This is a genomic window from Aporhodopirellula aestuarii (genome assembly GCF_023701485.1).
Lineage (GTDB): Bacteria > Planctomycetota > Planctomycetia > Pirellulales > Pirellulaceae > Rhodopirellula > Rhodopirellula aestuarii.
Genome location: NZ_JAMQBK010000046.1, coordinates 117454 through 138275, shown reverse-complemented (window position 1 = coordinate 138275; position 20822 = coordinate 117454). Strand labels below are relative to the sequence as shown.

Annotated in this window: 17 protein-coding genes; 4 read left to right on the top strand and 13 right to left on the bottom strand. The window is 57.0% G+C overall.

Annotated features, from left to right (window positions below):
- Both NB063_RS17870 and NB063_RS17865 read right to left on the bottom strand, forming a co-directional pair.
- A complete protein-coding gene (locus tag NB063_RS17870) occupies positions 1-2268 on the bottom strand; it encodes an HAD family hydrolase (protein WP_250930112.1) in 2268 nt (755 codons plus the stop codon).
- A 30-nt stretch (positions 2269-2298) separates the two neighbouring features.
- Positions 2299-3264, bottom strand: a complete 966-nt coding sequence (locus NB063_RS17865) for a carbohydrate kinase family protein (RefSeq protein WP_250930111.1) — start codon at positions 3262-3264, stop codon at positions 2299-2301.
- 184 nt (positions 3265-3448) lie between these two features.
- Between NB063_RS17865 and NB063_RS17860 the strand changes: the two genes are divergently transcribed.
- Entirely contained in the window at positions 3449-6232 is a 2784-nt protein-coding gene (locus tag NB063_RS17860; RefSeq protein WP_250930110.1) for an HAD-IIB family hydrolase, read from the top strand.
- 33 nt (positions 6233-6265) lie between these two features.
- Here the strand turns inward: NB063_RS17860 and NB063_RS17855 are convergent, their stop codons facing one another.
- Positions 6266-7396 carry a vWA domain-containing protein gene (locus tag NB063_RS17855; RefSeq protein WP_250930109.1) on the bottom strand — a complete coding sequence of 377 codons (1131 nt, stop codon included), beginning with the start codon at positions 7394-7396 and terminating at the stop codon, positions 6266-6268.
- A gap of 240 nt (positions 7397-7636) precedes the next feature.
- On the opposite strand from NB063_RS17855, the gene metK reads away from it, so the two are divergent.
- Positions 7637-8824, top strand: a complete 1188-nt coding sequence (gene metK / locus NB063_RS17850; protein ID WP_322975237.1) for a methionine adenosyltransferase — start codon at positions 7637-7639, stop codon at positions 8822-8824.
- Between the two features lie 286 nt (positions 8825-9110).
- Positions 9111-9998 carry a metallophosphoesterase family protein gene (locus NB063_RS17845; RefSeq protein ID WP_250930108.1) on the top strand — a complete coding sequence of 296 codons (888 nt, stop codon included), beginning with the start codon at positions 9111-9113 and terminating at the stop codon, positions 9996-9998.
- A gap of 59 nt (positions 9999-10057) precedes the next feature.
- On the opposite strand, the gene ispF is transcribed toward NB063_RS17845, so the two are convergent.
- The 10 genes from ispF to NB063_RS17795 form a co-directional block, all read right to left on the bottom strand.
- The gene (ispF, locus tag NB063_RS17840) at positions 10058-10561 is read right to left on the bottom strand and encodes a 2-C-methyl-D-erythritol 2,4-cyclodiphosphate synthase (RefSeq protein WP_250930107.1); all 504 of its coding nucleotides are present in this window, start codon (positions 10559-10561) and stop codon (positions 10058-10060) included.
- Positions 10562-10801: 240 nt separating this feature from the next.
- Complete coding sequence (locus NB063_RS17835; protein ID WP_250930106.1) at positions 10802-11086, bottom strand: Sec-independent protein translocase subunit TatA/TatB; 285 nt, start codon at positions 11084-11086, stop codon at positions 10802-10804.
- Position 11087: 1 nt separating this feature from the next.
- Positions 11088-11303, bottom strand: coding sequence for a twin-arginine translocase TatA/TatE family subunit (gene tatA, locus NB063_RS17830; RefSeq protein ID WP_250930105.1), 216 nt, complete (start codon positions 11301-11303; stop codon positions 11088-11090).
- A gap of 524 nt (positions 11304-11827) precedes the next feature.
- Positions 11828-12763 (bottom strand): tetratricopeptide repeat protein, encoded by a 936-nt coding sequence (locus NB063_RS17825; RefSeq protein ID WP_250930104.1) that lies wholly within the window; start codon positions 12761-12763, stop codon positions 11828-11830.
- 81 nt (positions 12764-12844) lie between these two features.
- Positions 12845-14401, bottom strand: coding sequence for a sulfatase family protein (locus NB063_RS17820; protein WP_407652652.1), 1557 nt, complete (start codon positions 14399-14401; stop codon positions 12845-12847).
- 133 nt (positions 14402-14534) lie between these two features.
- A complete protein-coding gene (locus NB063_RS17815) occupies positions 14535-14939 on the bottom strand; it encodes a PaaI family thioesterase (protein WP_250930103.1) in 405 nt (134 codons plus the stop codon).
- 30 nt (positions 14940-14969) lie between these two features.
- Complete coding sequence (locus NB063_RS17810) at positions 14970-15548, bottom strand: MaoC family dehydratase (protein ID WP_250930102.1); 579 nt, start codon at positions 15546-15548, stop codon at positions 14970-14972.
- A 359-nt stretch (positions 15549-15907) separates the two neighbouring features.
- The gene (locus NB063_RS17805; protein WP_407652654.1) at positions 15908-16846 is read right to left on the bottom strand and encodes an AAA family ATPase; all 939 of its coding nucleotides are present in this window, start codon (positions 16844-16846) and stop codon (positions 15908-15910) included.
- A gap of 80 nt (positions 16847-16926) precedes the next feature.
- Positions 16927-17532: a sensor histidine kinase gene (locus tag NB063_RS17800; RefSeq protein WP_250930100.1), complete on the bottom strand. Its 606-nt coding sequence runs from the start codon at positions 17530-17532 to the stop codon at positions 16927-16929.
- Positions 17533-17603: 71 nt separating this feature from the next.
- Positions 17604-17969 (bottom strand): STAS domain-containing protein, encoded by a 366-nt coding sequence (locus NB063_RS17795; protein WP_250930099.1) that lies wholly within the window; start codon positions 17967-17969, stop codon positions 17604-17606.
- A 313-nt stretch (positions 17970-18282) separates the two neighbouring features.
- Here NB063_RS17795 and NB063_RS17790 point away from each other — a divergent pair, with 313 nt between their 5' ends.
- Complete coding sequence (locus NB063_RS17790) at positions 18283-20487, top strand: coiled-coil domain-containing protein (RefSeq protein WP_250930098.1); 2205 nt, start codon at positions 18283-18285, stop codon at positions 20485-20487.
- The last annotated feature ends 335 nt before the right edge of the window (positions 20488-20822 follow it).

Sequence of the window (20822 nt, the reverse complement as noted above, 5' to 3'; positions counted from 1 at the left end):
TTAACCGGCCGACCGAGAGGCTGCGTCACGCGGCTTTTGTGGCTCGGTTGTGTCCGTATAGTTCGTGTCTTCGTTGGTAGAGTCGGCTTCCACTTTGTCGTTGGGGATCCGGATGTGGTTGAGGAAATCGTAGTATTCGATTCCCTCAAGCACACCTCTAGCGTGGTGTCCCTTTGCAAAGTAGATCCGGGGCAATCGTCTCAACTTTTCGAGCTCGGGGCTGTAGTTGCCGACGACCACCCCGAGGGTGGCGCCTTTGAGCATGCCTTCGTCGTTGCCGCAGTCACCGGCGACGAGGATGTGTTCGGGCTCGAATCCCCATCGATACGCGAGGTGCCGCAGCGAAAGTTCACTGCCACCGCGGATCGGGATGATGTCCAAGAACGACCCGAGCGACAGGATCGGATTGACTCTCAGGCCCGCCTCCCGCAGGCGTTTGCGTACGGTATCGATGGACTGGACCACTTCCGGATCGATCCGATAACTGATCTTAAATTCCGTCTGATCTTTATCTTTTTGCAGGAAGAGGCCTGGCATCTCGTCGAGCACCTCATGCACGAGCTTGGGGTTCCAACAGTGGGCAATCTGTTGGTACCAAGAACGATCGGGTGTCAGGTCGCTACCGTAGTACAATTCGGTGCCAACGGCGGTCGACAACACGTCGGGACGTGGCAGGCCGAGTTCATTGATGAGGCTCATTGCTTCGGAAAGAGATCGGCCGGTGTCAATTCCGAATCCGACGTCTTTGCCCGCGTGCTTCAACAGGTCAACAAATTCGTTTAGTGCCTCTTCATCACCGGTGAGGGTGTTGTCGAGGTCGGTCATGATGATCCGGTCGAATTCAGGCAGTCGCTTCGATGTTCGGCGGTCAGGTTTCGCGAGTGCCGGTGGCGCGGATGCTTCGATAATCTCGGAAACATCGCGCAGATAGCGATCGACGTGATGCCTCCAACTGTAATGCTCTCGCGTGCCCACGATGCCGGCCTTGGACCAAATCTCCCATTGATCGGGTTCGGTCAAACAACGCATGATCGCATGGTCGATCGATTCAGGATCAAACGGATCGATCAGGAGACCGTTTTGGCAGTTGGCGATGATGTCGCGAGGCCCGCCATCGTTGGTCGCGACGATCGGTACCCCCGAAGCGGCAGCTTCGAGTAGGGTCAGACCGAACGGTTCGGTCATCGCCGGGTTGACGAAGACCCCCTTTTGGCGAGCGACGAGACGATACAGATCGGGCACGTCGGCGGGGCGGTGGGACTTCGGATAGGCGACTTTTCCGTAGAGATTGTAGACGTCGATCAGATGCAGCACATTGGTGATCACCTTCCGCTGGGATGGCGCGAGTTGCCGCAAGTCATCGCGTCCGCCCATGACGAGAACAAGGTTGGCGGCCTCCTGCATCTTGGGGTTTTCACCATAGACGCGGACGAGCATTTCGAGATTCTTGCGTTCGTCCGGCCGCGCCATCGCCAACACCATCGGTTTTTCCGGTTCGCGGAGAAACGGCAATAGTTTGTCATAAATTGGCGGCAGTGGTTCGGCAGCATCGTCGGGATAGAAGTGGGTCAGGTCCACGCCAGGCGGGATCACTTCCATTCGGTCTGGTTGGTAGTGGTGGTAAATCGAGTACTGTTGCTCGACCTCTTGTCCGGTGCTCGTAATCACCATCGAGGCGGTTTCGAGAGCAGTTTCTTCTGCCTCTTCTCGAACTTTAAATTTGAACTTCTTGTCCAAGTCCTCGGGGGATTTTGGATTCTTTGATTTCGCCGTCGACGCAAGCATCCGTTCTCGTTTGACGCGGCCGAGAGAGTGTCCGGTGAACACGTATGGAATGTGCAGCAGACGCGAGAGTTGGGCGCCTGCGTAACCGGCATCGGCGTAGTGCCCATGAATTAAATCGGGCAGCCCCGTCCGTCGATAATGGCCGAGCATTTGATCGATGAAGGTTTCCAGGTAAGGCCACAACGCCTCCTTACGCAGGTATCGACGCGGCCCAAAGGGGACACGGATAATTTTTGCCTTGTCGCACAACGGTTCTTCGACTTGGGCGTAGTCGGGGCCGACGCGATCATCGATCAACTGCCGCGTGACGAGTTCAACCGACGCGACTTCATCGCGGGTGGCGAGTTCGCGGGCGAGTTCGAGCACGTATTTGATTTGGCCGCCGGTGTCGGCGTCACGTCCTAATTCAGGATCATGGCCGCGAACGAGTCCATGAAGACTGAGTAACGTAATTCGGAGCCCGTCGTGGTCAGGCGAATGCATAGCTAGTTTCGTGTGGTTGCGGGTCAGGTATTATGAAGAAGAAAAACGATAGAAATGCGGGTCGTCGCATGTTGCCCCTTTGAGAGAACATACCTTCGATGCGAAAGCGACCGCGTCATGAAGCGAATTGGTGAATGGTCTATCCGTCAGGATACCGTGAAGAACCACCGCGGCGAACGCGTCGCCTGCGCCGACGGGGTCTTCCATCTTTTCGGGTTCGGGAGATTTCACCCGCAGCGGTTCGCTGCAGCCGGGGGTGTAGCACAACGCACCTTCCGCACCGAGCGTCACGAGTAGGCCGGAAAGCGGTACTTGCGAAGGATCTTTTTCAAACTCGCGACCAGCCACCATCGTGCGTTCGACCGGATCATCGCTTCCACCGCCATTGAGTTCGTTCAACTCATCGAGATTTAGTTTGATGAACGAAGCGGATTTGCGAAGCTCCTTCAGGATGTCCTGTTCATAGTGCGGGGCACGCAGGTTGACGTCAAAAAAGGCATTGGCGCGAATCGGATCATGCAAGATCAAGTCACGCAGTTTCATGAGCGTGGTGCGGGATCGTGGATCACGGAATGCAAGACTGCCGTGATAAAACAGCGCGGGCAGGTGAGCCCGATGTGCCGCAGCCATGCGATCACTGATCATTTCGGATAGTTCGTGTGTCGGCATTGGGATTTGGTCCCAAGCCACACCGCGAACGATATCGTATTTAGGTTCGCCGTTTTCAAGCGTGACTTGCACCGTTCCGGTGGCCACGCCCGGCAATACCGCGACCCCTTGGGTTGCCATGCCAAAGCTCTTCATGCGGGATAAGATCTCGTGGCCGAGGTCATCGTCGCCGACAGCGCTGATGAACAATGGATCGAGTCCGAAACCGGCGAGATTCCAAGCGACGTTGAGCGGGGCACCGCCGAGTATTTGGCGGCCACCATCTTGTTCTGAAAAGCAATCCCACAATACTTCCCCTACGATGATGGCGGCAGGTGAGTCGGACATAGTCGTATGGGTATCCTTCGTAGAGGTAGCCGGAATTGATGAAGCCAGATCAAACCAAACGCGTTTGCGAACATCCGATCCGCAGAGATCGGTTGGCTCTGGTATGCATCTATCATAGCGGCCCGAAAGTGCTGGACGAAGCACGCCAAAAAAACTAAGCAATCCAAAAAAAACAAAAAAATAAATGAAACTGAAACAGCGTCCGCGAGTTGTTGCAACTGATCTTGATGGCACTTTTATCCCGCTTGATGGTGACCGCGAATCTTTTGAGGCCCTGGAGCAAATACGAGGCCAATTGCGTGAAAGACGGTTGCCGCTCGTCTACGTTTCAGGCCGTCATCTCGAATATGTGTTTGACGGAATCATCGAGGACGGCCTCCCCGTGCCGGACTGGATCCTGTGTGATGTCGGTACGAGCGTTTACCAAAACTTTTTAGGGCAATCGGAAGAAAGCAGTGATAAGGAACACTCGCCGACGCAGCAATCGCTCGCCGCGCGCTTTCGCCGGAGCGAGGATTTCGATGCGAGGTTGGATGAGATCGTTGGGGATGCCGACATCGAGCGTGTTCGCCGCGAGATCGGTGACCTGCCGAAGTTTCGTTTGCAAGAAGCGTTCAAGCAAGGCAAGCATAAGCTCAGCTACTATGTGCCCGCGGAATCTCTCGAAGAGTGTCAGGTCGCCGCGCAAGCGTATCTCGATGAGCGTTCGTTGCCGTACGGGATCATCAGTAGTGTTGATCCGTTTAACGGCGACGGGCTCATCGACGTTCTCCCACGTGACGCATCGAAGGCGTTCGCCCTGGATTGGTGGTGTGAGTCGCAGGGATATCAACACGGCGAGATCGTGTTCTGCGGGGATTCAGGCAACGACTATGCCGCACTGGTTGCCGGTTACTGCGCCGTTGTGGTTGGCAACGCGAGCCGTCGTCTGGCAGTGCAGGTATTCGATGCTCACGCGGATCGCGGCTGGCATGACCGATTGTTCCTCGCCTTGAAACCGAGCACCGCGGGAGTCCTCGAGGGGCTGCGGTGGTTTGGTTTGGTTGCCGGCCAGGACGAAGCCATGGTCGAGAATTGCGTCGCACCTATGCATTGGGGAGCCGTTCCGAAAGGCTTTCAAAAGGTCGACTTTTTGGTGTTTGCACCCGCTCACGAATCGCTCGCGATCGAACTGTACGAGTGCGACGAGGCGGACGACGCGACGCCGCGGCAGATTGAGATGAAACGCGACGCCGAAGGCTTTTTTCGGGCGAGTGATGACGCCTGTCCGATCGGAACACGTTATCGCCTCCGGCTTGGTTCTTCAGCGACCGATGTGGTGCCTGGCCCGCCAGTGATCCCCGATCCCGCCTCGCGTTATCAGCCCGACGGGGTAAATGCCGCCTCGCAAGTGGTCTCGAATCAGTTCCCTTGGCAGCATGACGACCAACCTCGTGCCCAGCGTGTTGAAGAATTGATCGTGTATGAGTTGCACATCGGAACGTTCACCGATGACGGAACGTTTCGAAGCGCGATCGAACGGTTGGACGAGCTTGTCGACCTCGGCGTGACGGCGATTGAGTTGATGCCGATTGCCCAATGTCCGGGGCGTTGGAACTGGGGGTACGACGCGACGTATTGGTTTGCCCCGATGAGTTCGCTGGGCACGCCGGATGATTTGCGTCGATTGGTTGATGCCGCACACGCGAGAGGCTTACACGTTTTTGCCGACGTGGTTTACAACCATTTCGGTCCTGAAGGTAACTATTGGTCAAACCTGGGGAATTATCTGTCGGACCGGCATGGCACTCCGTGGGGAGCGGCGCCGAATTTTGATGAAGGGCCGGAGGCCCAAGCGATTCGACGGTTTGTGATCGACAACGCGATCTATTGGCTCGATGAGTTTCATCTCGACGGGCTGCGGGTGGATGCGATTCATTGCATGAAAGACGACAGCGAAGAGCATATCACCCGTCAGTTTGGTCGTGAGGTCCGACAGTGGTCGCAATCGCAAGGGCGGCGCGTTTGGTTGATCGCCGAAACGAACGTGTATGACTCGTCGATGACGGTGCCTTTGGAGGACGGCGGTTGTGGATTCGACGCCCAGTGGGGAGATGATTTTGCCCACGCGCTGTTGGCGTGTGTGCGAGCACACGATCAATTGACCGTTAGGCGGTACCATCCCTACGTGGATCTTGCTCGTGCCCTCCAACGTGGGTTCGTGTTTCAAGGTGATGTCCGGGGTGATCGGGGGCGGGAAGAGGTTTCGGTCGCAACGGCCGAGCGGGTGGACACATCGGGGCTCGTGTACTGCATTCAAAATCACGACTTCATCGGCAATCATCCGCTCGGAAAACGATTTCACCAAATCACTGCGCCGGAGACACAAGCATCCGCTGCGGTGTTGTTGATCTTGTCACCGTCGATTCCGATGTTGTTCATGGGGGAAGAGTTTGCGTGCGAGAAACCGTTCGCATTCTTCGTCGACTATGGGGATGAGTCGCTGCGGCAAGCCGTTATCGAAGGGAGACGACGTGAGTATCCGCAGCACGACTGGTCCGACGGTGTGTTGCCCACCGAAGAAATTGCGTTTCATTCTGCCCGCATCGGAGCGATCGAAGACGGAGATCTGGCGATGCGAGATTGGTATCGCGAAGTCATTCGGGTTCGCAAGCAGTACACGCGAGCGGGGATTCTGGCAGCGGCGAATTGTTTGGCCATTACCGACATCGACCGAGGTGTCTATTCGTTGAAATTCACTCGCGAGGGTGAAACGCTGCTGGTCGTATGCCGATTGGCCGAATCGAGCGAGCAGGTGAGGCCCCAAGCCGATGGTATGTCGGAGCAAGAAGTCGCCGCGTTGCTCGGTATGGCGGATGGTCTGCCGCCTTGCATTCTCGATAGTCGACGTCGCGCGGGGGTGACGACGGAGCAACCGTTTGAGTTGTTGCCCAATCATGCGGCCGTTTTTGCGTCGTCTGGTGCTTAAGAAGGTCGAGGGGCAGCTCGTTCAGGCAGGCGTCTAAGGCAGCGTGGTTACGTCGACGTAGCGGTAGCCGCCGCCGTTGCGGCGAACGAGACGTTCGAGAAACGTGTTCGCCGGTGGCGGGCCGGTGCCGAATTGGATCGCGTGGATGGTGGTCCCCGCATTTTCGGCGCGGCGGGTGATGTCATCGAGTTGCTGTTGCGACATCGTCTGAATTTTGGCGTCGGTGAGGAAGAAGATCACGTCTGGAGCCAACCGCAGTGCCATACGAAGGGCTGTTTCGTGTTCGGTTCCGCCGATGGCGGTGGTTCGCCGGACGAATTCTTTCGCCCGCTCGATCGTCGCCTCCTCGCCGGTGACCAGTCCGATGCGATCCCCTTCACTGCGAAAGACGTCGGCGGAATCGTTGTAGAAGATGATTTGAAACTGTTGACGTTCGGTTAACGTTTCGAGACTGCGGATGAGCTCCGTTTTGGAGGCCCGCAGGGGGGCCGATCCCGCAGCTTTCATGCTCTCGCTGCGGTCAAAAACGTAGACAAACGTGCTGCCGGTTCCTGAAACACCGAAGACTTGGGTGGTCGTTGTCCCGGCACCTTGGCCGGAACGGGCGACTCCGGGGACGAGTTCTCGGTCGCCGAGCTGATCGACCGTTCGTCCGTCGGCGAATCGGATGCGGCCGTGGACGAGCGATGCCGGACCGCCCGCACCGCTGCCACTTTGGCTACCGCGATCGGTGCCGGTTGCGCTGCCGGTACCGGTCATTTCGGCGAGGATTTTGGACAGGTCGATCGGCGGCTTGATCCCCGTGGCGGTTTGCTCTGACGAGGAGGTTCCGCCCGCGGCAGATGAATCGGAGGAGGCGTCAGCTGACGTTTTTGAGGTCGATTTGGGCGGAGCGGGAGCCGTTGCGGCCGCTGCCGTGGACGATTGGGGCGCCAATGGAAGCTTGGCCGTCTCTTCGGGCTCGGTGACGTACCGCGTCCGATCGGGCATGCGGTGGGCGATGGCCATGCCGACGCTTCGGACGTTGGCATCCTCCACCGTCCCCTGGCTGGGCCGAGATGCGAGCAGCCAAATCATGCCCAGCAAGACCAGCACGTGCATCCCCAGCGATGTGATCATCGCGGGCCAACGGGGGCGGGTATCCGGGGGCAGGTGCTTGGGCATCAATTCGTCAGGCGGATATTCACGCCAATGGCAATCTGAGTAATCGGGAAAAACCGCCAAAGTCGTCGGTTTTCAGAAACCCCTCGTGAGATTATTGTACACGTTGCCAAGGTTTCCGGCGGCGCGACGATTTTTCCCGAATGTCCGGGTTCACGCGATTTGCGGAGACTTCTTTTTGACCAATGTGGCTTCGTGCGTGCTCTAAACACGCGGGGGGCCGAAACCGCGGAGTTTTCAGTAGTGAGTAATCAGTCAGGTCGTTACCTTTTCACCAGCGAATCGGTCAGCATGGGGCACCCCGATAAGTTGGCCGACCGAATTTCCGACAGCATCCTGGACGCGTTACTCGCGCAGGACCCGATGAGCCGCGTCGCTTGTGAAACCCTCGTAAACACCAACCTAGCCGTCATCGCTGGCGAAATCACCACCAAGGCCGACGTCGACTACGAGAAAATTGTTCGCGAAGCCATCCTTTCGGTCGGATACAACAACGCCGATACCGGCATCGACGGAGCCAATTGCGAAGTCCAAGTGCGCCTCGATTCGCAAAGCCCCGACATCGCTCAGGGTGTGAACTCGGACGAAGCGTCGAACAAGGAAATCGGTGCAGGCGACCAAGGTTTGATGTTCGGTTACGCCTGTGGCGATACCCCCGAATTGATGCCGTTGCCGATCGCTCTGTCACACCGGATCATCAACCGCATCACCGAAGCCCGCTTCAACAAAGAAGTCAGCTGGCTCCGGCCCGATAACAAGAGCCAAGTCACGGTGGAATACGAAGGCAACAAGCCGGTTCGTATCGATACCGTCGTCGTCAGTGCCCAGCACGCTCCGGGCGTGACCAACGATGAAATTCGTGCATTCATCATCGAGCACGTGATCAAGCCTTCGATCCCAGCCGAACTCGACAAGGGTGACATCACCTATCACATCAACCCGACCGGCAAGTTTGAAATCGGTGGCCCTCACGGTGACTGTGGTTTGACGGGACGCAAGATTATCGTCGACACGTACGGCGGCTGGGGACGCCATGGTGGTGGAGCTTTCAGTGGGAAAGACTCAACCAAGGTGGACCGCAGTGCGGCTTACATGGCACGCTACGTTGCCAAGAACATCGTCGCTTCAGGATTGGCCGAGCGTTGCGAAGTGCAACTCGCCTACGCGATCGGCGTGACCGAACCTGTCAGCGTGCACGTTGATACCGAAGGTACCGGCAAGATTGCTGATTCGAAGTTGTGCGAACTCGTTCGTAAGCACTTCGATCTGAAGCCAGGCCAAATCATCGAGCACTTGCAACTGCGTCGTCCCATCTTCACCGAAACCACCGCAGGTGGTCACTTCGGTCGTGAAGGCGATGCCTTCACGTGGGAAAAGACCGACAAGGCCGAAGAACTCGCCGAAGCCGCCGGTTTGGTCGCAACCGCTTAAAGCGTTTGAGCCTCTGTGTGATGACGAACCGTCATTCCGGTTGGGGATGGCGGTTCAGCGGCGTGCCGATTGTGAGTTTTGCCCATTAAATTTTGTGGACAAAGTCACGCGGGGGAATCCCGCGAACGTTCCGGACCCTGGCGGTTTTCGTCGGCTCATTCCCACGCGGCACTCTTTCTCAACATCACGCCGTTGAGACCTGTTCCGAGACGCACGCGTCGTTGCGGAAATCGATTCCGGAATCAACTCCAGTTACCCTGAAGGGTCGATCGCTTTGATACGCCGAATGGATCCTGCTCATTCCGATGGTGTCGGGGCTCACCGCATGCCCGTTGCGACCATGGCGTGGATCACCGATCCGCATTTTGATCACGCGAAATTGGAGACGTGGCGAGAGTGGGCAGATGAGGTCATCGGTCACCATCCGACCGCGTTGGTCCTCACGGGGGACATCTCCGAAGGTGACGACGTCTCCTATCAACTCCGGTGCATGGCCGAAACATTCGATCGGCCGATCTATTTCGTGCTGGGTAATCACGATTTTTACGGCAAGTCAATTGGCGGTACACGACGGCAGATTATCGATCTCGCCCGCGATGTTCCCCAATTGCATTACCTCACCGATTGTGGGCCGGTCATGCTCGCGAAGGATGCGGCCCTCATCGGTGACGACGGATGGGGGGACGCGACTCAAGGTGACTACGAAAATACAACGGTTCGTTCAAACGACTTCGAATTGATCGATGATTTTCGAACGAGTTCGCGAGACACATGGCGTGAAATCTTGCAGCGGGAAGGCCGTCAAAGTGGTGAGCGATTGAGTTCTAAGCTCGCGTCGTTGCCTAAGTCGGTCCGTCACGTGTTGATCGCGACACACGTCCCGCCGTTTCGTGAATCGTGTTGGTACGAAGGTAAGACCACCGACGAGAACTGGGCTCCGTTTTTTGTTTGCGGTGGAGTCGCCGAGGCGCTTCGCGTGGCAGCGGAGGCGAATCCCGATCGCATTCACACCGTCTTGTGCGGGCACACTCATCATGATGGTGACGCGGAAATCTTGCCCAACTTGATCGTGCACACAGGGTATTCACGATACGGAACATTGGACATTGAGTCGCTCATTGAACTCAGCGGCGATGGGTTCTTTGTGCCACGTGTTGTTGAAGCGATGGAATAGGCGGCGGACCACGTCTTTCGAGAGGTGGTTGGTTCACGCCGCGAGGCGTTGCGTCACTTTTAGTTTCGGATCAGCATTACGATGACACGTGCTGCGATCGCTTCGCTGCGACCGACCGCGTCGACGCCTTCGCCCGTTTTGGCTTTGAGGCCGATCGAGTCGATGGGGCATCCGAGCATGGACGCCACCGCGTTTCGCATGTCGTCGATGTGGGGAGCCATCTTCGGCCGCTGGGCCAGAATCACTGCATCGACGTTGCCGATGGCGTATCCCGTCTCGTGGACCTTTTCGATCGCAGCGGCGACAAAGTCGCGGCTATCGCGTCCGCGATTGACCTCCGCGTCGTCAGGAAACAGTCGGCCGATGTCCGCGGCGGCGATCGCACCGAGCAGCGCGTCGGTCAATGCATGCAGCAGCACGTCGGCATCGCTATGGCCGATCGCGTGCACGCCGTCGGAAGCTTGTTCAATGTCGATCCCGCCGATCCTCAATGGTCCGCCGGGGCCGAGTCGGTGTGAGTCGTAACCGAGTCCGATCCGAAAGGGAGGTGAGGGGGAAGACATCAGGGGCAATTCAGCGTTTCGGTAACAGGACGTCGAGAATGGAGCAAAGACGCGACGAATCGCGCGAGTTGATGGTTGTGGCAAAGCAAAAGACCCGGCATCGCCAAAGATGTCGGGCCGTTTCGCCACGTTGGTGTGCGATTTCGCAGGAGGATGATTCCTGACCCCTAGGACTTCCGTCGTCATGGAATTTTGGCGAAATCCACTGCGTCGTTCGGTTGCCGAGCGGTCCGTGGTGGATCAGCTTGGTGGTTTGAACTTGGGCGCCGAGGGTTCGGGGGTGTCGTCCTCGTCGTCTTCGTACATCGTGCTAGAAGAATTAACGGGTGCCTTGTCGTTGATCGTCATCGCCCGATCGACTTCCCGCTGAGCTTCGCGAAATTGCTGCTGCACCTCCTGCAGGCTTCGTCGCAATTGGCTGTACGTGCTACCGAATTTCCGCGCGACCTCGGGCAGGTTGCCGCCAAACAGCACCACTGCGATGATCCCGATCACCGACATTTCAAAGAAACTCAGACCGAACATCTCAGATCTTTTCCTTGAGTTTTTCCGTTTCGTCGGTGTCATCAGCCGTTTCAGCCATACCGCGTTTGAACTCGTTGGCGCTCTTGCCCAGGTTTCGCATCAGCGTTGGCAATTTGGCACCGCCGAAGAGTAACAGGGCGAGGAAAAGTACGATCAACAGTTCGGGCGCTCCTGGCATCCCGATGAAACCGAGCATGGCACCGAAAGAAGTAGTCATCGCAAACATGGCAAGAGTCCCGCTAAAGTCGTTTGGTTTGTGGAAGTGTAATGGGATGTGGGTGTTGTGTCGGAATGTCCCAACAAGGAGGTTCCTGACGCAGTCCGCATTGAATGAATACGCAGCCGCAGACGACCGATACGGTCAATCGCGAGTATGCGGTGGCTGGTGACCCAGCCGTCGTGATTCAGCGGACAACCTCGGCGAGAGCGGGTAGATCGAGTGCATCCTCGATGAAACGAAGTTCACCAGAATCGCAAACATCTCCGGGACCGAAGAAGTACAAGCGGTCGCCTCGAAGGTGGTGCGACGTTGCCTGTCATGATTCGATTATAGACCGAGCAGGATCGATCGTCAAAGGGCAACTCCGGGGAAGATGTCCGCCGGCCGTTTTCCAAAGGAAATTGTGGGTGCCTAAGCAATCACACCGCGGGCACCAAGCATCGATCCAGCGGAAGTGTCGAGTCTGAATTTCCAGGCGATTGATATCCGTAGGATGCCCCGTTGGGATGATCCCGCCGGATTCAGTATCGAGTCGAACCGAACGCGGGGGAAGCGATTTGAGTACCACCGGCGTTGAGTTGGGCGTCGTAGGCGGAGTTGATTTGCCGGCTCAGAGCCGCGACGCGTTCGGTCGCGAGCTGCGAGTTGCCTCCCATGCTTCCACCGCTCAGGGCGAGAACACGTTGGTAATTCTGCAGGGCTTGCACCGGATCGCCGCCGTTTTCACGCAGGCGAGCGAGAGCCAACCAGGCACGCGGGTTGTTGGCATCGGTTTGAACTGCGTCCTCAAGATATTTGAGTGCCGTCTGGGGCTCACCGTGCTCTTCGTACAATCGGGCCAGTTCGATCCGTGGTTCGGCAAGATTCGGGTTCTGGGAGGCCCAGTTCTTGAGCAGCGTGAAGGCGCGGTCAGGACGCCCGGAATCAACCAGGAGCACCGCCAGTCCGCGGTGGCAATCGACATGGTTCGGATCGTGATCAAGGCATTGGTTGTACAACGCTTCGCTTTGACGAATCAGGTTCGGGTCCTGTCGTTGGTTGCCCAGTCGGTGGGTGGTCGCCGCGAGGTTGTAATAGCCGTCGGGATCTTTGGGGTTCGAAGCGATCGCTTTCTGGAACTGTTCCATCGCGCCGGTGTACTGGCCTTGGTTGTACATCGCTGCACCTTGGCTGTTCTGGCTCGACGCCGCCCACTGGCAACCGGTGAGGGTCACGATCGCGATTCCGAGAACAACCGATGTGATCAAATACGTCCACGTCATCCAAGGACGCCGAATTCCGATCGCGTCACGATCAGCAAAAGGAGCGATTGCGACGCTCGAATCGTCGGAATCCAGGTGCGAGTCAGGACGGACCAAACGCAGCCGCGGGCTACCGGACTGTGAAGCGGGCGATGGTGTTTGCGTTGCCGGCGAGCCGGTGGCGGGTGCCGGTTGGCGTAATGCTGGAATGGGCATCGGCTTTTTTTCGGAAAAAGGAGGACGCGTCTAATCTGTTGTTAACGTTTCTCCCGAACCGACCGCAAGCCGAACTCCCATTCAATTCGCTTGCTGATTGATCGGTTCTTCGACGACCATCGCGGCCGGGAAATCCGCGGCCGAATGGCCATCTCGTTTTTCCCAGCGTTTATTGTTGATGCCACCGGCGGGCTGGTTCATCGGGATGTCCATTCCGCCCTTTTCGGCCAACATCGAGTACAGCTGGTCTTCCATCTCCTTCGCGACGCTCTTGTACGCAGGATCGTAGATCAGATTTTTGGTCTCAGTCGGATCAACGGTTAGGTCATACAATTCGTCGGTGTCCCACAACCCGTAGTAAGTGATGTATTTGAATCGGTCGCCGCGTAGGGCAAACTGCGTCGGCGTTTGCGGGAAGTTCTTTTCCCAGTAGTAGACGTAGAGAAAGTATTCTCGCCATGGCATGTCGCGATCGTTCGGCATCTCCAAAAAACTCTCGCCATCCATGTAGTCGGGCTTCGCGAGTCCAGCGGCGTGCAGGATCGTGGGGGCGATGTCAATATTTCCGATGACCTTCTCGAGCGGTTTGCTGCCCTCGAACAGCTCGGGGCACTGCATCAGCATGGGGACTCGGATCGACTCTTCGTAGGAAACGCGTTTGTCGATCAAGCCGTGTTCTCCCCACATGAATCCGTTGTCGCCCATGTAGATCACCAGTGTTTCGTCGTGGACGCCCATTTCGGTGAGTTTGTCCATCACGCGTCCGACGCTGTCGTCAACCGCCAGCACCGATTCGCAGTAGCGGCGGTAGAGATAATCGAGGCCCCGGGCACTGTGGTACGAAAAGTCGATACCGTGCCAGCTGTTTCGTTGATCGCGGACCCAACGCGGCGTGTTGTTCTCAGCCGTGATATCGTCGCCGGTGGGTAGGAAACTCAGATCCGCGTCCGCGTATCGGCCTTGGTGACGTTCGGCGGGAGTGAAATTGGAGTGGACGGCTTTGTGCGACAGGTACAAAAAGAACGGCTTTTTGGTGGTTTGTCGGTCCAGCCAGTCGATCGCGTAATCGGTGAGTTCGTCGGTGATGTATCCCTTCTGTTTCACCCGTTCGCCGTTGACGTTGAGTGTGTAATTGGGGCGCGGTGGCAGATAGTTGCCTTGGCCGCGAAAGCTGATCCAGTGATCGAATCCCGGGCGTGGGTCATCGTGCTCGCCGCCCATGTGCCACTTTCCAATGAATGCGGTTTCGTAGCCTGCGCGTTGCAGGTATTCGGGGAAGAAACGCGTGCCTTGGGGGACGGGACGATTGTTATCAATGACGCCGTGTTTGTGCGTGTAGAGTCCCGTCAAAATCGACGCCCGGCTCGGCGAGCAAAGACTCGTGGTCACGAAGGCGTTTTTCACGTGCACGCCCTTGGCGGCGATCGCATCGAGATGGGGCGTTTCGAGAATTGGATGTCCCGCACATCCCATCGCGTCGTAGCGATGGTCATCGGTCAGGATAAAAACAACGTTGCGAGGGGGGATTCCGTCGCGTTTCCCGGTTGCGGGCAAGTCATCGGCGAAAGCAGCGGTGGGAAGCGTCGGGATCGCACATACCGAGATTGCGAACAGACAAAGGCGTCGTGAAGTCATCATCGTTGTGTGTTGGCATGGGGAGGTGGGGAAAGCGGGAGAACGTCGATTGTAAGCGCAATCGCATCGCCAGTGGTTTTGTGGGGAGAAGTTCTCGGTGCCAACGAGTCGCCAACGAAGATGGCAACATCGGTATCTACTGCGACAGTACGGTGCAGGTCGATGACGCGGTTGCGATCAGTTTGCCGCGACGGTCTGTGATACGGCAGTCCACAAAACCGATCCGCAGGCCTCGCTGAATCACGACCGCGGACGCCTTGAGCATGCCCACGCGAATCGGCCGAATGAAGCTGACCTTCATTTCGACAGTCGAAAAGTCTTCGCTTTCGAGCAACGTGCGGCCGAACGCGATCCCCATCGCGGCGTCAGCTAGCGCCGATATCAGTCCGCCATGGACGCGGCCCATCGGGTTGTGATGTTGAGGCCCGCAATCGATTTCGACGATCGCTTCGCCCAAGGATTCTTGGGCCGATTCGTCAGGTGGGTGTACGCGAAATCCGACTAAACGAGAAATCGGGGCATTGGCGAAGCGTTCACTCACGTCGTTGTGGCTTGGGGAGGCAGAGAGGATTTAGCGTGGGTGACGCGGCGTCGCGGTCGACTTCGTCGCCGGATTCGCATAACCGCTCCGGCGGTTCGATGCGACCAACGTGATGAACCGACCCTGTTGCAGCAACCGGCCATCGCTTGAAATCAGCTTCCGCAACCAAACGATCCGTCCGGCGCGTCGTCCGTGAGGAGCCACCGTTTCGATCTCGGTGACGACGTGAACGACTTCACCGAAGAAGATCGGGTTCTCAAACTGCCAATCGGTAATTCCGACTAGGGCCAGCGTCGCTGCACGAGGATATTCCGTCGATAGCCCAGCCAAAACGCTGAGCCCGAGTATCCCGTGAGCCACCGGCTTGCCAAAAGGCGAGTTCGCCGCTGACTCGGACGCGGTTTGTGAGTCGCCGGCAGCATGCAGCGGATCAAAATCGCCGGTCAAAGAGGAGAACTCACGGACATCGTCGAGCGTGATCTCTCGTGAGGGACTCTGCCAAATCTGACCGGGCGCCAGGTCCTCGTAGTACAGCGTCGTGCCGACTGGCGTTGCACCCGAACGTTTTGCGTGTTCGTTGGAGTCCGACGAGATTGTCACAGTCGACATGAAAAACGTACCTGCTAAATGGGGGGATGAGCCTCTGACGCTACAATTCTGCACTCCAAATTGGGTGCAGACCTCATTTTTCCCAGTGACGAACCGCAAATTGCCGTCACACAGAGTCAGTTTAGCTGGACAAGGACGGATAGGTAGAGGATTTTGAGTGTTGGTCCCAAAATCCCCTAATCGTTACCACCCGAACATCCCTCAGAGGCGTTAAGGTGGGAATCCGCGACACTGGGAATGGCAGCGGGTGCAGTTACGCGGTGAGCAGCGGGGACGAGCCTCAGTTGGCACCGCCGGGCGGGACTGATTTTTGCCGTGCTGCCCGAGGCCGCCCAGCAGATGGCGGAAACGCACTCGTCTCAACCAACCAGCGGGATTTCCGTTTTCGCAACGATCGATTCGATGATTTGCCCCGTTTCGTCCATCGCGTGAGAGGCGTGCCGTGAACTGACGCGGTGGCCCAGTGTGGCGACGGCCAGATATTGGACGTCATCGGGGAGGACGAAGTCTCGCCCTTCTAGGCCTGCTCGTGCTTGGGCGGCGCGGAGCAACATCTTGCAACCTCGCGGGCTGCACCCGACCCTCAACCGACCGTCGATACGAGTGGCTGTCGCCAAGGCAACGATGTAGGTAGCGATCTTGCGATCGACGCGGATGCTGCGCACCCAACGCTGCAGGCATTCCAAGTCGTCGACGTGCATCACCGGTTTGAGGTCTCGTACCGGTTCGTGGTCCGATTGCTGGACCAATAAATCGACCTCGCTGATCGGATCCGGATAGTCCATCTTCAGCCGAAATAGGAACCGGTCGAGTTGCGATTCGGGCAGCGGGAAGGTGCCCTCGAATCCCGCCGGATTTTGCGTCGCGATAACGATAAACGGGTGTTTGAGATCGTAGCGTTGTCCCTCGATCGTGACCTGCGTTTCCGCCATCGCTTCCAATAAAGCGCTCTGTGTTCGGGGCGAGGCGCGATTGATTTCGTCGGCGACCAACAGATTGCAGAAGACCGGACCGGGGCGAAACTCAAACTCACCGATGGCGGGTCGATAAATCGAACCACCGAGGATATCGCCAGGCAACAGGTCGGGAGTGCACTGAATCCGCTGATACTCCAGGTCGATCAATCGCGCGACGGACTTGGCTAACGTCGTTTTGCCGACGCCGGGAACGTCCTCAAGCAGGATCGAACCCTCCGCCAGTAGCGACGTCAAAACGAGTTCGACCACATCGTCTTTACCACGAATGACCGTTCGTAGTTGGTCAGCAGCGATGTGGAATTTCGTCCAAGCGTCGGCGATTTCCGCGGACACGTCTGCGACCGCATCAAGCCCGCTCGTTCCTGACGTCGCCGGGCCAGAATTCAAATCGACGAGTTTATTCACATCTTTACCTTCATTGTCACGCGGGTTCCGGTGGCAATCGGCGAGTTCCGCTGTTGGCACGATTCGATTTGCAATTCGACTCCTCCTGCTGCGGCACGCTGTTTGGCCAAAGTCAGCCCGTGGATCTGTTCTCGGGACACCTTATCCGGATCGTACCCGGTTCCATCATCGGTGACGCAGATGAGAACGCCCTGATCCGAATCTTTCACGGAAACTTCAATCAATTTGGCATCCGCGTGTCGGACAGCGTTTCGGACGAACTCGGTCGTCAGTCGGTAGACCGCGATCGCCGTCTGCGATGGAAGTTTGCCCGAGATTGGGGAGCCACCGGCACCCTGTTCGCTCGGCCATGAAATGATAGGGGGCTGGTCACCCGTGGAGAAATCAAGAACTTCGTCCAGAAATTCTTTGGCCGCGCGAATCGGATCGACAATCGCGGCAGGAGGGTAACTGATCCCGGACATCAGCTTTCGGGCGACTTCACGGGACTGATCAATCCACTGAGCAATGTCGTCCAGCGGCAGTTCGAGGGGCCCACCGATGACGTCGGGCGATTGACGAATCGCTGCAATTTTGGCGGCGGAAGCGAAGAGATAGGGCAACAACCCGTCATGGATTTCCGCTGCGATTTCTGATCGCTCGGCCTCAACGAGGGCCTGAATCTCCTGCGGGGTCAGCTGAACCAGCCCTTCTTGTCGAAACTAGCTAATGCTCGTTCTTCGCTATCTTGAATGTCAAATAGCTTATTGAGTTTCGTGATTTTAAAGACTTCCATCACGTTTGGCGAAACTTCGCAAAACTTCAGAGCAACACCCTGTGCTTTGCACCGTTTGTTGAGCATCACGAGTTTGGTGATCATCGCCGAAGACATGAACGAGACGCCGCGAAAATTTAGCAGCAAGCGCTTGTGAATCGCTTCGTCGACGGCGTCTTGCAGTTCTCGGCCTACGGCTTCGATTTTCTGGCTATCGAGAATCTTTGTGTCGGTAAAGCCGAGCACCAAGATTTCTCCTTGCATTTGATTAGTAATTGACGGCATGCGAGCGTTCCAGTGGAATCCGAATGGGGGCCGTGGGGGGGGTGAATTCGTGCAGTCGACAAACTCGCCCGCCGTTTTAGTTTACCCCCATAACAAGAGTCTACCTAGTACGTCCACTGCAGCAACACGCCCGAAATTTTTTGCAGCCCATTGGTGGGAATGCCCTGGACACCCGTGCGGTGAAATTGCTACAGCCCGGACTGGTTGCGGACGATCCGCATGAATGCCCGAGAATCGGTTCACACTTTTTCGCATCGCGAATGGGGGGGTGAGCCCAGTGGCCTCAGGATGGAGGTCAACAGCGGAGTCTCAGATGAGCACTTGGATTGGAATCCCTTTTTTGTCTGCTTTCCTGTTCGTGATGGGGGGAATACTGGTCGGACATCTGCTCTGGTATCGGGACCGCAGCCGCGACATGCAAGCCATCAAAGAGGCTGAATCAAAGTACAATAAGGCGAAGGCAGCCGCCCGAGACCGCAAACACCAATACATCGAGCTGTCACGTAGCGCGCAGACGTTTGAGCAACAGTGCGAAGATTATCGAAATGAAATCGATTCCCTCCGGCACGCCCTCGATAGTCAGAAACAGCACACTGAATCGCTCGAAAACGAGATGGGCAAACTGCAGGCGGAGCACAGCAGATTCGAGCTAGCGTGCCGCGATGCGCAGCAACAGCGTGATTCCGCGTTGGATCGAGCTGAAGATACCGCTGTCGAGCTCGATAAAGTTCGCGGTCAACTTCAAGACGCCGAAGCTAAGTTCAGCGAAGCGGCGTCGAAAATGGACGAGTTGGCCGCCGCGGCCGAAGCTGCCGGAACGCAAATTGAAGACCTGCAGTCACGCAGCGAGCAACTTGTTGCTCAAAACGAACGGCTCGATCAAGAAGTCGCTACCGTTCGCGAGCAACTCGAGAATGTGCAAACACAACGTGCCGAACTCGAAGCAGAACGCGATGCACTGCAAACGCAACGCGAAGAGAATCAACGCGAGATTGGGCAGCTTTCCTCACGCGCCGACGAACTGGAACAGGAGATTGTTTCGCTCCGTGAGCGTCTCGAAACCGCTCTGACGCAACGCGAAACGATCGAAGAAGAACGCGACGCTCTGATCAAGCAGCGTGACGAAGGTCAACAGGAAATTGGACAGTATTCGGCACGTGGCGAAGAGTTGGAACAAGAGATCGTTTCGCTCCGTGAAGGACTCGAAACCGCACAAACGCAGCGTGATTCGCTAGAAACCGAACGCGATCTGTTGATCCAGCAACGCGATGATAACGCACGGGAATACGGTTTGATTTCGGGTCGTTGCGAGAAACTTGCAGCCGAAATTGAAGAGCTCCGTGAACGATGTGACGACCTGACGATGCAGCGTGATGAAGCGGTCGAGCAGCGCGATCACGCGCTCCAACAACGCGATCAATTCGCCACGGAACGCATCGAAATCGAAAACCAAAAAGCGGAAGCGTCAACGCTCGCGAGCGAGACGGATGAGAAGTATTCCGAGTTGCAAAAGGAATACGCGTCCCTACGGGATCAGTACGAAGTCGCTATCCAAGCCAGCCAACAACACCGAGAACAGTCCGACACCCATCAGGCCGATGTCGAACGTCTCGAGAAAGAATTGCAAGCGACGACGCTGCAAGTCCAAACGTTGCAAAGCGAGCACGACGATTTGTTGGAACAGCTCGACGAACGCACCTCGCGGATTCAAGCTGCGATCGATGGTCGCGTGACCGCCGAAACGGCAGTGAGTCAAATGGAAGCCCAGATCGAATCATTGGAAGCGGAGCTCGAACAGGCCGGTCGCGTTCGCTGTGAGCACGAAACGAAGCTCAAAGAGATTTATTCCTCCACCAACGAACTGAAAGTCCAGGCTCAAGAACTCAGTGAGCGTTTGACGGGTAAGGACCAGCGAATCGAAGAGTTACAGTCACGAATCGCCGAACAAGAAGACGCGATCAATCGTCATCGGGCTGAAATTCAGCGACTGCACTCGTTCCGCCCCGAGTTCGAAAAACTCAAGGAAAACGTTGCTCAAAAATCGGCCGCGTTGGCAACCGCCGAGGCCGAATTGCGAACGCGTCGAAGCATGGAAGCGAAACTGCAAACGGAACTCGAGCAACGCGACGAACGGATCTCGGTCTACAGCCGCGAGCAACAACTGGTCCAACAGCAAATCGACGAACAAACCGAGGTCATAGGGACGCTCCGGCGTGAGTTACAAGAAGCCACCACTGAGCTTGAATCGGCCAAGCAGTTCCAGCCGCAAGCGGTTGCGATGCAGAAGAAAGCACAGATGTTGCAGATTCTAGAGAGCGATCTGCGGAAACAATTGCAGAGCGTTTCGGCGGAGCTGGATGCGAGCCTCGATGCCAACGCGTCGATGCAGGAACGGATCCGGCAAATCGAAGCACAGCTGCACGAAAACGCAGTCGCGATGCGAGATCTCCGTCGCAAGCGAGCCAACGTCCCGGCGCTCGGGGCGGCATCACAAAGCGAGCAACGTAAAGCCGCGTAGCGAGTCTTGAATGGTTTGGTAGGGAGACAACGTCGCGCGAAATCGTCTCGCTGGACAGCGGCACTTTGCGCGTCGCTCGCTTACTGCGAGATTTCAAAAGTATCGGAACGACGCAAGCGGGCTGTTGTTTTAGGCGTTTCGCAAAAATGAGTGAGCCGACAGCGCTAGCTGCGGGCCTCCAATGGCGTTCTAGCCGTTAGGCCCGCGGCTAGCGCTGTCGGCTCACAAAAACAGCAGCCCGCAAGCCGTCCGGTAACTCGGGACCGAACGGCTCACGCCGTTCCGCTAGAAAAATCACAAAAACAATCGTTGTCCCCCCGACCGTGCACCACATG